The organism is Desulfocurvus thunnarius, from assembly GCF_055390965.1.
Genome location: NZ_AP042411.1, coordinates 1,921,712 through 1,934,642 on the forward strand (window position 1 = coordinate 1,921,712; position 12,931 = coordinate 1,934,642).

The following is a 12,931-nucleotide window of genomic DNA, read 5'->3' on the forward strand; positions in this document are numbered from 1 at the left end:
CCGGTGTGCGGCGGGGGTCAGGCCAGCAGGAAGTCGGCCCGGTCCTCGAAGGCCAGGGTCAGGCCCAGGGCGGCGTAGCGCGGGCGCAGGGCGCCCCGGTGGCCGGTCACGTCGCTGCGCCAGCGCCGGGGCGCCACAAGGGCCGCGGGCGGCGCGGCCATGGCCCGCACCTGGCTCCGGACGAAGCGGAACAGGGCCAGGGAGCGCGCGAGCTGGCCCAGGGCCGGGTGCCAGGGCCCGGCCAGGATATGCTCGCCCAGGCCCGCCTCCGGGGCCAGGCCGGTGCGGATGGCCGGAACGCCCCGGGCCCACAGGGCCAGCAGGGCGTCGGCCAGGGCGCCGACCGTGGCCTCCAGGGGCCAGGGGGCATACTCGCCCCGGGCCAGGGCCCCGGCCAGGGCCGTGCCGCGCAACACCACGCAGGGATACAGGCGCACGGCCTCGGGGCGATGCTCCAGCGCCGCGCGCACGTCGGGGACCAGGTGCGCGGGGTCGTGGCCGGGCAGCCCGGGCAGCAGTTGCACGCCCAGGGCCAGCCCGGCGTCGGCCACGGCGCGGCAGGCGGCGTGGGCGGCCTCGGGGCCGTAGCCCCGGCCCGAGGCCGCCAGGGCCGGGCCGTGGAAGGTCTGCACGCCCAGTTCGACCATGTCGAGCCCTTCCGGCCCTCCCAGGCGGGCCAGCAGCGCGGGGCTCACGGCGTCGGGCCGGGTGGAGCAGCGCACGCGGGTCACGAGGCCCGAGGCGCGGTGGCGCGCGGCCACGGCCAGGAAGCGCCGGGGCCAGGGTTCGGGCAGGGCCGTGAACGTGCCGCCGTAGAAGCCCAGTTCCATGGGCGCCGCGCCGGAGCGCTCGGCGGCTTCCAGGGCCGCTTCCAGGGCGTGCAGGTGCTCGGCCAGGGTGGCCGGGGCCGTGCCCGTGGCGGCGGGCTGGGCGCAGTAGACGCAGCGGCCCGGGCATCCGAGGAAGGGCAGGAACACCGGATGGATACGCGCGCGCTGCCGGGGCGGCTCGGGGTGCGCGAAGGCCCTGATTCCAGGCGTGGCGGGCCTTGCGGCGCCCTCGGGGGGGCGGCTTGCGCGAAAAGGCACGTCCATTTTTAATTCCTTGATAAAAAAAGAAAGCTTAGATAATAATTCATGGACACGGCCCGCCATCCGGCCCGCGCGAGGTGCGCGGGGCGGAGGTGCCGCCCGGAAGGGGGCTGGCGGCGGGCTTTTTGACGGAGCCCCGACGGCGCCAAGAGGATTGGCGTCGCCCGCCGGGCACGTGGCCCACCGCAACCGGGCAACGCATCAGGAGGTCCCCCATGGGCAAGACGCTCACCAAGGCCGACATTGTCGACAGCATCTACGAAAAGTCCGACCGCAACCGGGCCGAGGTCAAGGCCCAGGTCGAATCCCTGCTGGAGATCATGAAGCAGTCCGTGAAAAAGGACCATGCGCTGCTCGTCAGCGGGTTCGGCAAGTTCGAGGCCTACGACAAGCGCGCCCGCAAGGGCCGCAACCCGCAGACCAACCAGTCCATCACCCTGCCGCCGCGCAAGGTCGTGGTCTTCCGGCTGTCGCGCAAGTTCCGCGCCGAGCTCAATCCGCAATAAGGAAGCTCGACGGGAAGCGCGGGGTCAACTCGGCATGGGCCCGCGTGGCGCGGGCCATGCCCTGGAACGCGCCCGCCTGCACCCGCCAGTACGTGGCCCCGGCAATTTCGGCCTGCTGCACCCTGCTCTTGGGGTAGCCGCCCGCCCGCAACTGCCTGAGCAGCCGGTCGGCGTTTTCGCGCACGCGAAACGAGCCCACCTGCACGTAGAAGACCTCGGCCTCCAGGGCCTGGGCCAGACTCGGGCCCGTCTGCCCTGCCACGCCCACCACCTCCAGCGTCACCCGCGCCGTTCCGGGGCCGAGCATGTCGAGCTGCTCGGCCCCGGCGCGCGAGAGGTCCACGATGCGGTCGCCCACGAAGGGCCCGCGGTCGTTGACGCGCAGCGTCACCTGGCGGCCGTTGTCCTGCCGGGTGATGCGCACGTAGGTGTTCATGGGCAAAATCTTGTGCGCCGCCGTCATGGCGTGCATGTCGTAAACCTCTCCGTTGGCGGTCTTCTTGCCGTGGAAGGTCGGGCCGTACCATGAGGCCAGGCCCGTTTCGCGGTAGCCGTCGGCCGTGGACAGGGGATAGTAGGTCCGCCCGGCGATGGTGTAGGGCTTGAAGGTGCCCTTGGGCGCCGGGCCCGGCGCGCCGGACGGCGCGCCCGAGGGCCCGGGACGGGAGCCCAGGTCGGGGCCGGTGTCGACGTGCTGCTTGCCGCAGGCGGCGAGCAGCAGGGTGGCGATCATTGCGCAGGCCAGCAGGGCCGGATGCCTCATCGTCGTCCTCCAGGAATGTTGCGGCACGAATGGAATCGCTGTGCCGGTCGGCTCAGCGCAGCACGCCCAGGTACCAGCCCAGCACCTCGTCGCCAACGAGAATGGCCAGCATGGCCCCCAGGCACAGGAAGGGTCCGTAGGGAATGGGCGTGCGCATGGGGTGGCCCTCGCCGCCCTTGTCGCCGCCAAGGAGCATGGGCAGGTTGAAGGCGATGAGCGAAATGCCGCTGGCCAGGATCACGAAGGGCAGGTGGCGCACGCCCGTGAGCGGGCCGAGCAGCAGCATGAGCCAGATGTCGCCCTCGCCCAGGCCTTCGATGCCGCGCAGCCTGCGGTAGCCCCAGCGCACCAGCCAGAACGTGCCCGCGCCCAGGCCCGCCGCCAGCAGGGCGTCCATGAGCGGAATGTCCAGGAACAGCGGCGCGCAGATCACGGCCAGCACCGCGCCGATGATCATCGGCCACAGGGGCAGCATGAAGCTCGCCAGATCGATGAACGCCAGGACCGTAAGCAGCCCGGAGAAGGCCAGATACACGGCGAATTTCATGCCCGGGCCGAACTTCACGGCCAGGGCCAGGGCCAGGGCGCCCGACAGGGCCTCCACCAGCGGATAGCGCGCGGAAATGGGCTTGCGGCAACTGCGGCAGCGCCCGCGCAGCAGGAGCCACGACAGCAGGGGGATGTTCTCCCACCAGGACAGGAAATGCCCGCACTTGGGGCACTTGGAGCGCGGCGGATTGGCGATGGACTCGCCTGTGAGCCCCCGGTGGATGCAGACATTGTAGAAGCTGCCGAGGATCAGGCCGAGCACCGTGGCCAGGATGCGGAAGACAAGGGTCTCATCCATGCGCGCTGCCTTGCTGTTGAATGCGCCCGGGTTTTCGGGCATGGTCTTTCCCGCTTCGTCAATCCATGTGGGTACTGGATTTCCCGCCCGGCCACAAGCCGGACGCCCCGGCCCGCAGCCCAGGAGAACGCCCCATGCAGCGCGAACCCCGTTTCATCCCCCGCCTGTCCGAGGAAGAGTTCCGCGAGATCCAGCTCAAAGGCCTGAGGTGGACCGTGGAGCATGCCTACGCCAACAGCCCGGCCTACCGCGCCAAGTTCGACGCTGCGGGCCTGGCCCCGGGGGACGTGCGCACCCTGGACGACCTGACCCGCCTGCCCTTTACCGACGTGGACGACCTGCGCGCGGGCTACCCCATGCCCCTGCGCTGCGTGCCCGAAGAGCAGTTGGTGCGCATTCACGCCTCCAGCGGCACCACGGGCAAGCGCAAGGTCATGGTCTACACCCAGCACGATGTGGATACGTGGAAAACCATGATGGCCCGCTGCTTCGAGATGGCCGAACTGACCCCGCTGGACCGGGTGCAGATCGCCGTGGGCTACGGGCTGTGGACCGCCGGGGCGGGCTTCCAGCTCGGTTGCGAGCACTTCGGGGCCACGGCCCTGCCCGTGGGCCCGGGCAACCTGGAAATCCAGATGCAATTGCTGACGGACATGGGCGCCACCTGCCTGTGCTCCACGGCGTCCATGGCCCTGCTGCTGGGCGAGGAGGTCGAAAAGCACGGCCTGCGCGACAAGCTCGGGCTTCGGAAATGCATCTTCGGCTCCGAGGCGCATACGCCCAAAATGCGTGCGCGTTTCGAGGCCCTGCTGGGGCTGGAACACAGCTTCGACATTTCGGGCATGACCGAGCTGTACGGCCCGGGCGCGGGGCTCGAATGCACGGCCCATGAAGGCATCCACTACTGGGCGGACCTGTACATCCTGGAGATTCTGGACCCGGCGACCCTGCAACCCGTGGCCCCGGGGCAGACCGGGGAGATGGTGGTGACCACCCTGTGTAAGGAGGGCGCGCCGCTCATCCGCTACCGGACCCACGACCTGACGCGGCTCATCCCCGGGCAGTGCGCCTGTGGGGCGACCATGCCGCGCCACGACAAGATCCTGGGCCGCTCGGACGACATGATCATCTTCCGGGGCGTGAACATCTACCCCGGGCAGATCGCCGCCGTGCTGGAAAAGTTCCCCGAGGCGGGCAGCGAGTACCAGATTCTGCTGACGCGCACAGGCGGGCGTGATTCCATGCGCATCAGGATTGAGCGCGGGCGCGGGGCCCAGGGCGGGGACGACGCCGGGCTGGCCAAAGCCGTGGCCGAGGCCCTGCACCACCAGCTCATGGCCCGGGCCAGTGTGGAGATCGTGGATTTCGGCTCCCTGCCGCGCTCCTTCGGCAAGACCAAGCGCGTGCTCGACGAACGGAGCGACGACTGACCCAGGGGAACACGGGGCGCGGGCTGGCCCTGGCCGCACGCTTCGGGTATGCTCGGGGCGAGCGGCACGTGGCCGCGCGCGTGCCCGGGCCACCGGGGCCCGGGGCGCGTACGGTTCGCCACAGCCAGCGCCGCCCCGGGGCGGCAGGGAGGAACCCATGGCGGAACTGATCGTCGTGGCCGCCGCCGGAGCGGCGCCCGGGAGCCTTGTGGAGCCGGTTATCGGCCGGGCGGACTATTTTCTGTTCTTCGACGCGGGCGGCGCGTTCGTGCGCGCCGAGGCCAACCCGCACCGCGATCTGAGCCAGGGCAGCGGCCAGCTTGTGGCCCGGATGCTCATCGAGGCCGGGGCGCGGGCGGTGCTGGGAGGCAACGTGGGCCCCAAGGCGGCCCTGGCCCTGCGCGGGGCCGGGGTCAGCGTGAGCTGCCCCCATGAGGGTCCGGCCAGCGAGGCCGTGGCACGTTTCCTGGCCGTGGAGCGCGAGTTGCCCGGCGCCTGAGGGGCCTCTGGCCCCGTCCGGCATCCATGGATGCCAAAAGAACCCGCCCGGGCGCAGCTTTCCTGCGCCCGGGCGGGTTTTTTCGCCCTGTCGGCTGACCCCTGTGCCCTTACTTTTTGGCCGCCAGTTCGGCAGCCGCCTTGTCCACGGAGGCTTTAAAGCCCTCGCGGGCGGCGTACAGCCTGGCTTCCAGGTCCTTGTCCGCCAGGGCGAGGATCTGGGCGGCGAGCCATGCGGCGTTGCGGGCCCCGGCCTTGTCCAGGGCCACGGTGCCCACGGGGAAGCCGGGGGGCATCATGACGGTGGCCAGCAGGGCGTCCATGCCGCCCAGGGCCGAGGCGGTGACGGGGATACCCAGCACGGGCCGCACGGTTTTGGCGGCCACGGCCCCGGCCAGGTGGGCGGCCATGCCCGCCGCGCAGATGAAGACCTGGCAGCCCCCGGCTTCCAGCTCGGCAACCAGGGCGGCGGTGCGCTCGGGGGTGCGGTGCGCGCTGGTGACGGTGAATTCGTAGTCGATGCCCAGGCTGTCCAGCACGTCGGCGCAAGGCCGGATCATGGGTTCGTCGGAAATGCTGCCCATGAAGATGGCGACACGGGTCATATTCTTCTCCTCACGCTTCAGAATTTTTCCACTGCCATGCCTGCGCGGCCCCCGCGCAAGGCTCTCCCGCCCTCAGGAGTTTCCGCCCCCCCCGGAAAAACACCTCCAGCCCCAAGGAAAAAGGTCTTTTTCGGAAGAGGGGAGGGGGTCCGGGGGAGGGGAGGAACCCTTTTTCTTGAGGAGAAAAAGGGTTCCTCCCCTCCCCCGTCCTACTTGTGCCCCAGCCCCTTGTCGCCGATGTCGCGGCGGTAGTGGCAGGGGTCGAAGTGGATCAGCTCCACGCCCCGGTAGGCCGCGTCTCGGGCCTGGGCCAGGGTGTCGCCCAGGGCGGTGACGCCGAGCACGCGGCCGCCGGAGCACAGGGTGCGCCCGTCTTCGGCGCGGGTGCCCGCGTGGAAGACGGTGACGCCCGTTTCGGCCTCGGCGCGGTCGATGCCGGTGATTTCCATGCCCTTGGGGTAGCTTTTGGGGTAGCCCCCGGCGGCCATGACCACGCACAGGGCGCTTTGCGGCTTCCAGCGCACGGGGGTTTCGGCCAGGGTGCCCCGGGTGCAGGCGAGCATGATGTCCAGCAGGTCGCTGTCCAGGCGCATGAGCAGCGGCTGGCATTCGGGGTCGCCGAAGCGCACGTTGTATTCGAGCACGCGCGGGCCGTCGGGGGTGAACATGAGCCCGGCGTAGAGGATGCCCTTGAAGGGGTGGCCCGAGGCGGCCAGATGGTCGAGGATGGGCCGAATGACCAGTTCGGCCATGGGCTCCCAGTCGGCTTCGGGCAGCACGGGGGCGGGGCTGTAGGCGCCCATGCCGCCGGTGTTGGGGCCCTGGTCGCCGTCGAGGGCGGCCTTGTGGTCCTGCGAGGAGGGCATGAGGGCGAAGGAGGTGCCGTCGCAAAAGGCCAGGAAAGAGGCCTCCTCGCCCGTGAGGGCGTCTTCGACGACCACGCGTTCGCCCGCGGCGCCGAAGACCTCGCGGATCATCATCTCGTCGAGGGTTTCCAGGGCCTGTTCGCGGGTTTTGCAGACCACGACGCCCTTGCCCGCAGCCAGCCCGTCGGCCTTGACCACGCAGGGCATGGGCCGCTCAAGGATATGGGCCCGGGCCTGATCGTACTCGTCGAAGACCATGAAGTCGGCGGTAGGCACGCCCGAGGCGCGCATGACGGTTTTGGCGAAGGCCTTGGAGCCTTCGAGCTGGGCGGCGAAGGCGTTGGGCCCGAAGCAGGGGATGCCCTCCTGGGCCAGGGTGTCGGCCAGGCCGAGGACCAGGGGCAACTCCGGCCCGGCGACCACGAGGTCGATCTGCTTGTGCCGGGCGAAGGCCACCAGGGCGGGCAGGTCGGCGTCGCCGATGGGCACGTTTTCGGCCACGCGGGCGGTGCCGCCGTTGCCGGGGGCCACAAAGAGCCGGGTGACCAGCGGGCTTTGGGCCAGCTTCCAGGCCAGGGCGTGCTCGCGGCCGCCGGAACCAACGATGAGAATCCTCAAGGCGTCCTCCTTGTTCCGGCCGGGGCCGGGGTGCTGCGTCGGGTGGCGCGGTCCGGAGCCCGCAGGGGGCGGCCGGGGCCGACCGGAAGAGGCGCGGTGCCCGGGGAGCCGGGAAAGCCGAGAGCGCCGGGGGCCGGGGAACCGCGCGGGGAGCGATGGGGCGCAATCTAGCCCATCGCCGGGCGGTTGGCAAACCCCGCGGGCCGCGCGGGCCTTGTGCGTCCGGGTGGGCAGCGGCTATGGTGGGCCCGGCCCCGGCGCTTTGGGTGGTTGTCCGCCGCCCATGGCCTGCCAGCGGAGCCGATACGCGCCCCGGGCGGGCCGCAACCCGAACGATAAGGAGAATGAACGCATGACCGACCCCGCTCCCGTGCTGACCCCGGCCCATCTGGCCGAGGTCCGCTTCACCGTGCGCTGGACGAGCGCCGAGGCCGATCATGAGGAGCATTTCCTGGCGCGCAAGGTGGCGCTCCAGCGCGACATCCTGCCCCCGGGGCTGGCGGAGGCCCTGGCGGGCGTCGGGGCCGGGGCCACCTGGAGCGCGCGCTTTCCTCCGGGCAAGCTGGTGCCGGGGCTGCGTCCACGCAAGGTGGCGGCCATCCCGCGCGACCTGTTCAAGCGCCTGCGGCTGCGCGGGCGGCTGGTGGAGCCGCAGGCGGGGCGGTTCTACCCCTACTCGCTGCTTTCGGCGCACCCGGGCATCCGCAGCGCCGACGCGCGCCCGGCCTTCCGGGTGCTGGAGGTGGCGGGTTCGGCCATGACGGTGGACTTCAACCACCCCCTGGCCGGGGCGGAGCTGGAGGTGGCCGCGCGGGTGGAGCGCGTGTATCCGCGCCGGGGGGCCGTGCGCGGGCGACTGCCCGACTGGGTGGAGGAGATTTGCCAGGACGGGCCGGGGATGCAGGCCCGGGCCGGAGGTCGCCCCACGGCCTTCGACCCGCCCTATGCGCTGGAGCGCGCGGACGCGGGGGACGACGCGGCGTTCTCCGCCGGGCCCCGGTCGGAGGTGCATCTCGACGCCACGGCGCGCGGGCACCTGGAGGGAGCGTACGCCGCCCTGGCCGCGCCGGGCTGCCGGGTGCTGGATATTATGGCGGGCGTCACGGCCTGCCTGCCGCCGGATGTGGACGCCCGGGGTGTCCATGTTACGAGACTGGGCCTGGGCCGGGCGGACCTGGAAGTCGGCGCGCGTCCGGCCCGGCACGTGGAGCACGACCTGAACGCGGACCCGCGCCTGCCCCTGCCCGACGAAAGCTTCGATCTGGTGCTGTGCCGCCTGGGGTTCGAGTCTCTGGCGGCTCCGGAAGCCGTGCTGGCCGGGGCGCTGCGCGTGCTGCGGCCCGGAGGGGCGCTGGCGGTGGCGTTTTCCAATCATTTCCTGCCCGGGAAGGTCACGGCCCTGTGGGCCGAATTGCACGACTTCGAGCGCATGGGGCTCGTGCTGGAGCGCATGCGGGCGGCGGGCTTCGGAGGCTGCCGCACGGCGTCCTGGCGCAACTGGCCGCGCCCGCAGGACGACCCGCGCATCGCCGAGGTGCTGGAATCGGATCCGTTGTTCGTGGTCACCGGGGTGCGGCCGTAGGGCGTGGGGGCGCGCGGCTGGCGCGGCTTCGCGGGCGCTTTACAGCGGCCGCGCCCGGGGGGTAGGGTTGGCAATGCGGGGGCCGGACCCTCTGCCAGAGTCTGTTTCACAATTTTGCAAAGTCCCCTGCGTTCCAGGCGGGCGCGTGTGCGTTTTTGTGGAGCCCGCCCGGCCCGGGCCGCGCCCCGGGGCACGGCAACTCGCCGCCGCGCCGGTGTATCGCCCGGCTGGCACCGCTTTTAAAGGTGCTGGCCGCGCCCCCGGCGCCGGATGCCATCTTTGTCCACCATCAGCACGGAGGAATAAGGATCATGGAAGCATCGCCCGTTTTCAATTGCAAGAATGCGGACGACGTGCTCAAGGCCGTCCGCGACCACAATGTGAGCTTCATCCAGTTCTGGTTCATCGACATCCTGGGAACTCTCAAATCCTTCCAGATCACGCCCAACGAGCTTGAGGCCTCCTTCGAGGAGGGCATGGGCTTCGACGGCTCCTCCATCCTCGGCTTCACGCGCATTGAGGAGTCGGACATGGTGGCCATCCCCGACCCGACGACCTTCCAGCTCGTGTCGTGGCGGCCCTCGGAGCGGCCCGTGGCGCGCATGTTCTGCGACGTGAAGAACCCCGACCTCACGCCCTATGAGGGTGACTCGCGCTACGTGCTCAAGCGCATGCTCGCCAAGGCCGCCGAGAAGGGCTACACCTACTATGTGGGCCCGGAGTTGGAGTTTTTCGTCTTCGCCAACTCCCAGTGCCCCCAGGCCCTGGACGCGGGCGGCTATTTTGACGCCCCGCCTCTGGACCTGGGCAACGACATCCGCCGCGACATCATCTTCGCCCTGGAGCGCATGGGCATCCAGGTGGAGTACTCGCACCACGAGGTCGCCCCCTCGCAGCACGAGATCGACCTGCGCTACGCCGAGGGGCTGGCCATGGCCGACGTGGCGACCACCTATAAGGTCGTGGTCAAGGAAATCGCCCGCAAGCACGGCGCCTACGCGACCTTCATGCCCAAGCCCGTCTTCGGCCAGAACGGCTCGGGCATGCACGTGCATCAGTCATTGTTCAAGAACGGGCGCAACGCCTTCTTCGACCCCAAGGACCCGCACACCCTTTCGGCGGAGTGCAAGTCGTACATCGCGGGCCTGTTGCGCCATGCCCGGGAGTTCGTCTGCGTCACCAACCAGTGGGTCAACTCCTACAAGCGCCTCGTGCCCGGCTACGAGGCTCCGGTGTACATTGCCTGGGCCCAGCGCAACCGCTCGGCGCTGATCCGCGTGCCCATGTACAAGCCGGGCAAGGAAGCCGCCACGCGCATCGAACTGCGCTGCCCCGACCCGGCGGCCAACCCGTACCTGTGCTTCGCCGTGATGCTCGCCGCCGGGCTCAAGGGCATCGAGGAGGGCTACGAGCTGACCCCCGCCGTGGAGAAGAACATCTTCGCCTTCACCGAAAAGGACTTCGACACCCACGGTATCGAGGCCCTGCCCGGGTCGCTGTACGAGGCGGCCATGGCCCTCAAGGGCTCGGCGCTGATGAAGGAATGCCTGGGCGAGCACGTCCACGCCAACCTCGTGGAGAACAAGCTCAAGGAGTGGGACGCCTACCGGACCCACGTCTCCGAGTTCGAGATCAAGCGCTACCTGCCCATCCTTTAACCGCCGCCCGGCGCAACCGGGCACGGGCGGGATTCATCCAGGCCCCCGGCGAGGCACTGCGCCGCGCCGGGGGCCTTTGCCCCGCCCCAGGAGACATCCCCTTGCTGGACATCACCGTGACCACTCCGGCCCTGCTGTTCCCGGCCATCTCGCTGCTGCTCTTGGCCTACACGAACCGCTTTCTGACCATCACCACGCGCATCCGCGAGCTGCACGACCGCTACTGCACCGAGGGCGGCGACTCGCACCGCCGCCAGATCGACGCCCTGCGCACCCGGCTCTATCTCATCCGCAGCATGCAGGGCTTCGGCGTGTTCAGCCTGTTCACCTGCGTGCTGTGCATGTTCACCCTGTTCAGCGGCTGGACCGTGACCGGGCACGCGCTCTTCGGCCTGAGCATGGTCCTGCTCATGATTTCCCTGGTCCAGTCCCTGCGCGAGATCATCATCTCGGTCAACGCCATGAACATTCTGCTGGCGGACATGGAGGGTACGCCCGGAACGGAGCGTCGGTCCGGCGGGGAGCGCTAGGCGGAGGGAGTGGCCCGGCGGGACGGGGCGGGGTCCGGCCCGGTTCTTGCTTCCCCTGCGGGGCGGGCCCGGCCCGTGCCGGAATCTTGGCGCAACCCCCTGTTCAGCGGAGGCAGTGTGGCCAAAGGCTTTCGTTTCTCCCTTGAGCGCGTGCTCGACTACCGCCGCCAGCAGGAAGACCAGGCGCGCATGGCCGTGGCCCGGGCCCTGGCGGCTCACCGCGCCCAGCAGGCGGCGGTGGGCGACTTGCGCCACGGGCTGGAACGGCATATGGCCTCGTTGTATGAGGGGGAGCAGGTCACCGAGAACGACCTGTGGCTGTGGCGGCGCTACCGGGTGCGCCTGGAAGAGGATCTGGCCCTGGCTGAGCGCGTGCTCATGCAGCGCGGCCGCGAGTTGACCCAGGCCCGGCAGGACCTCGTGGCCCGCGCCCGGGAAAAGAAGCTCCTGGAACGGCTGCGCGCGGGCAAGGAGCGCGAGTTCCGCACCCGCGAGAACCAGAAGGAACAGAGGGAAACCGATGAGATGGCGACGCTTCGTTACGGCCATGAAGCCGTGTAGGCTGCTCAAGCTGCTTATGGCCCTGGCGCTGGTCAAGCTGGTGCTGCTCGGCGTGCTGGGGTTGCAGATCATGGCGCCCGCCCGGGGCGGCGGGGCCGTTGTCGCCGTGGCCCAGGCGCAGGCCCAGACCCCGGCGCCGACCCCTGCCCAGCCCCAGGCTCCCACCCCCGCTCCGGCCGCGGCCCCCCAGGCCGCTCCGGCTGCCGACGCCGCAGCGGGTGAAGGGGGCGACCGCCAGGGCCTGGCCCGTCGCCAGGAGGAACTGGACCGCCGCGAGCGCGAACTCAAGGCCCTGGAGCAGAAGATCGCCCAGGACATGGCCGCCCTGGAAGAACGCCGGGCCCAGATGCAGCAGATGCTCGACGAGGCCCAGGCCGTGAAGGACAAGAAGGATCGCCACCTCATAGACGTGTTCGCCAACATGAAGGCCAAGCAGGCCGCCACGGTGCTGGAAACCATGGACGAGGCCCAGGCGGTGAAGATTCTCGCCGGTCTGCGCGGGCGTCAGGCGGGCGAGATCCTGACCTTCGTCAACGCCGAGAAGGCCGCGCGGCTGGCCGAGCAGCTCACGCGGTTGCAGATTCCCTTCCAGTAGGCCGGAGCGGAGCGGTGCCTCGCCTCAAGCTGACCCTGGCCTACGACGGCACGGCCTTTTGCGGCTGGCAGATCCAGCAGGGCCGCTCCCAGCGCACGGTGCAGCAGGTTCTGGAACAGGCCCTGTGCGACATTTGCGCCCGGCCCGTGCGCGTGCATGGCGCCGGGCGCACGGATTCGGGGGTCCACGCCCTGGGGCAGGTGGCCCATTGCGACGTGCCCGAGTCCCGCGCGGGGGTGTCCTGGGTCCGGGCCCTGGGCGCGCGGTTGCCCGCCGACGTGTCCGTGCTGGCCGCCGAGGTGGTGGACGAGGGCTTCCACGCCCGCTTCAGCGCCCTGGGCAAGACCTACACCTACAGTTTATGGCCCGAAGGCCGATACCATATTCCACAACGGCGCAACTTCGTCTGGGCCACGGGGCCCCTGGACGAGGCGGCCATGGACGCCGCCGCGCGGCACATGATCGGCCAGCGCGACTTCCGCTGCTTCCAGAACACGGGCACCCCCGTGAAGAGCACCGAGCGCACCGTGGCCTCCGTGCTTCGCGCACCGGGAGCCTTTCCGGGCGAAACGGACTGGCGCTTTTGCGCCGACGGCTTTTTGAAGCAGATGGTGCGCAACATGATCGGGCTGCTGGTGGCCGTCGGGCAGGAGCGGTTCGCCCCGGACGACGTGGCGGCCATCATCGCCGGGCGCGAGCGGGCCGTGGCCTTTGCTACGGCTCCGGCCCGGGGCCTGTGCCTGACCCGCGTGCACTACGACCCGCCCTGGCCCTGAACGCG

The 12,931-nt window shown here is 70.4% G+C and carries 14 protein-coding genes; 9 read left to right on the forward strand and 5 right to left on the reverse strand.

Annotation, left to right across the window (positions count from 1 at the left end; all coding sequences use genetic code 11):
* Nucleotides 1-17 precede the first annotated feature (17 nt).
* Nucleotides 18-1,094 carry a radical SAM protein gene (locus ACZ5KV_RS08330; RefSeq protein ID WP_464238840.1) on the reverse strand — a complete coding sequence of 359 codons (1,077 nt, stop codon included), beginning with the start codon at nt 1,092-1,094 and terminating at the stop codon, nt 18-20.
* A 212-nt stretch (nt 1,095-1,306) separates the two neighbouring features.
* On the opposite strand from ACZ5KV_RS08330, the gene ACZ5KV_RS08335 reads away from it, so the two are divergent.
* Nucleotides 1,307-1,597, forward strand: coding sequence for an integration host factor subunit alpha (locus ACZ5KV_RS08335; RefSeq protein WP_156939669.1), 291 nt, complete (start codon nt 1,307-1,309; stop codon nt 1,595-1,597).
* Here ACZ5KV_RS08335 and ACZ5KV_RS08340 read toward each other — a convergent pair.
* Both ACZ5KV_RS08340 and ACZ5KV_RS08345 read right to left on the reverse strand, forming a co-directional pair.
* Entirely contained in the window at nt 1,584-2,360 is a 777-nt protein-coding gene (locus tag ACZ5KV_RS08340) for a septal ring lytic transglycosylase RlpA family protein (protein ID WP_464238841.1), read from the reverse strand. The two genes, ACZ5KV_RS08335 and ACZ5KV_RS08340, sit on opposite strands and share 14 nt — an antisense overlap.
* Nucleotides 2,361-2,412: 52 nt before the next feature.
* Nucleotides 2,413-3,207, reverse strand: coding sequence for a prepilin peptidase (locus ACZ5KV_RS08345; RefSeq protein WP_464238842.1), 795 nt, complete (start codon nt 3,205-3,207; stop codon nt 2,413-2,415).
* 134 nt (nt 3,208-3,341) lie between these two features.
* Between ACZ5KV_RS08345 and ACZ5KV_RS08350 the strand changes: the two genes are divergently transcribed.
* Complete coding sequence (locus tag ACZ5KV_RS08350; protein ID WP_464238843.1) at nt 3,342-4,637, forward strand: phenylacetate--CoA ligase family protein; 1,296 nt, start codon at nt 3,342-3,344, stop codon at nt 4,635-4,637.
* A 157-nt stretch (nt 4,638-4,794) separates the two neighbouring features.
* Nucleotides 4,795-5,136 carry a NifB/NifX family molybdenum-iron cluster-binding protein gene (locus tag ACZ5KV_RS08355; RefSeq protein WP_464238844.1) on the forward strand — a complete coding sequence of 114 codons (342 nt, stop codon included), beginning with the start codon at nt 4,795-4,797 and terminating at the stop codon, nt 5,134-5,136.
* Nucleotides 5,137-5,245: 109 nt separating this feature from the next.
* On the opposite strand, the gene purE is transcribed toward ACZ5KV_RS08355, so the two are convergent.
* Complete coding sequence (gene purE / locus ACZ5KV_RS08360; RefSeq protein ID WP_464238845.1) at nt 5,246-5,740, reverse strand: 5-(carboxyamino)imidazole ribonucleotide mutase; 495 nt, start codon at nt 5,738-5,740, stop codon at nt 5,246-5,248.
* A 209-nt stretch (nt 5,741-5,949) separates the two neighbouring features.
* Nucleotides 5,950-7,224: a phosphoribosylamine--glycine ligase gene (purD, locus tag ACZ5KV_RS08365; protein ID WP_464238846.1), complete on the reverse strand. Its 1,275-nt coding sequence runs from the start codon at nt 7,222-7,224 to the stop codon at nt 5,950-5,952.
* A 352-nt stretch (nt 7,225-7,576) separates the two neighbouring features.
* On the opposite strand from purD, the gene ACZ5KV_RS08370 reads away from it, so the two are divergent.
* The 6 genes from ACZ5KV_RS08370 to truA all read left to right on the forward strand — a co-directional run bounded on the left by ACZ5KV_RS08370 (nt 7,577) and on the right by truA (nt 12,926).
* A complete protein-coding gene (locus ACZ5KV_RS08370) occupies nt 7,577-8,806 on the forward strand; it encodes a methyltransferase domain-containing protein (protein WP_464238847.1) in 1,230 nt (409 codons plus the stop codon).
* A 311-nt stretch (nt 8,807-9,117) separates the two neighbouring features.
* On the forward strand, nt 9,118-10,464 hold the full coding sequence (locus tag ACZ5KV_RS08375) for a glutamine synthetase family protein (RefSeq protein ID WP_464238848.1): 1,347 nt from the start codon (nt 9,118-9,120) through the stop codon (nt 10,462-10,464).
* A 101-nt stretch (nt 10,465-10,565) separates the two neighbouring features.
* Nucleotides 10,566-10,994 (forward strand): DUF2721 domain-containing protein, encoded by a 429-nt coding sequence (locus tag ACZ5KV_RS08380; protein WP_464238849.1) that lies wholly within the window; start codon nt 10,566-10,568, stop codon nt 10,992-10,994.
* 117 nt (nt 10,995-11,111) lie between these two features.
* Nucleotides 11,112-11,555 carry a flagellar export protein FliJ gene (gene fliJ / locus ACZ5KV_RS08385; RefSeq protein ID WP_464238850.1) on the forward strand — a complete coding sequence of 148 codons (444 nt, stop codon included), beginning with the start codon at nt 11,112-11,114 and terminating at the stop codon, nt 11,553-11,555.
* On the forward strand, nt 11,542-12,150 hold the full coding sequence (locus ACZ5KV_RS08390) for a MotE family protein (RefSeq protein WP_464238851.1): 609 nt from the start codon (nt 11,542-11,544) through the stop codon (nt 12,148-12,150). Before fliJ ends, ACZ5KV_RS08390 begins: the two co-directional genes overlap by 14 nt.
* 14 nt (nt 12,151-12,164) lie before the next feature.
* Nucleotides 12,165-12,926: a tRNA pseudouridine(38-40) synthase TruA gene (gene truA, locus ACZ5KV_RS08395; RefSeq protein ID WP_464238852.1), complete on the forward strand. Its 762-nt coding sequence runs from the start codon at nt 12,165-12,167 to the stop codon at nt 12,924-12,926.
* Nucleotides 12,927-12,931 lie beyond the last annotated feature (5 nt).

Coding starts and splice junctions, on each gene's coding strand:
- ACZ5KV_RS08330 (WP_464238840.1), bottom strand. CDS start 1,094: ATGGACGTGCCTTTTCGCGCAAGCCGCCCCCCCGAGGGCGCCGCAAGG.
- ACZ5KV_RS08335 (WP_156939669.1), top strand. CDS start 1,307: ATGGGCAAGACGCTCACCAAGGCCGACATTGTCGACAGCATCTACGAA.
- ACZ5KV_RS08340 (WP_464238841.1), bottom strand. CDS start 2,360: ATGAGGCATCCGGCCCTGCTGGCCTGCGCAATGATCGCCACCCTGCTG.
- ACZ5KV_RS08345 (WP_464238842.1), bottom strand. CDS start 3,207: ATGGATGAGACCCTTGTCTTCCGCATCCTGGCCACGGTGCTCGGCCTG.
- ACZ5KV_RS08350 (WP_464238843.1), top strand. CDS start 3,342: ATGCAGCGCGAACCCCGTTTCATCCCCCGCCTGTCCGAGGAAGAGTTC.
- ACZ5KV_RS08355 (WP_464238844.1), top strand. CDS start 4,795: ATGGCGGAACTGATCGTCGTGGCCGCCGCCGGAGCGGCGCCCGGGAGC.
- purE (WP_464238845.1), bottom strand. CDS start 5,740: ATGACCCGTGTCGCCATCTTCATGGGCAGCATTTCCGACGAACCCATG.
- ACZ5KV_RS08370 (WP_464238847.1), top strand. CDS start 7,577: ATGACCGACCCCGCTCCCGTGCTGACCCCGGCCCATCTGGCCGAGGTC.
- ACZ5KV_RS08375 (WP_464238848.1), top strand. CDS start 9,118: ATGGAAGCATCGCCCGTTTTCAATTGCAAGAATGCGGACGACGTGCTC.
- ACZ5KV_RS08390 (WP_464238851.1), top strand. CDS start 11,542: ATGAAGCCGTGTAGGCTGCTCAAGCTGCTTATGGCCCTGGCGCTGGTC.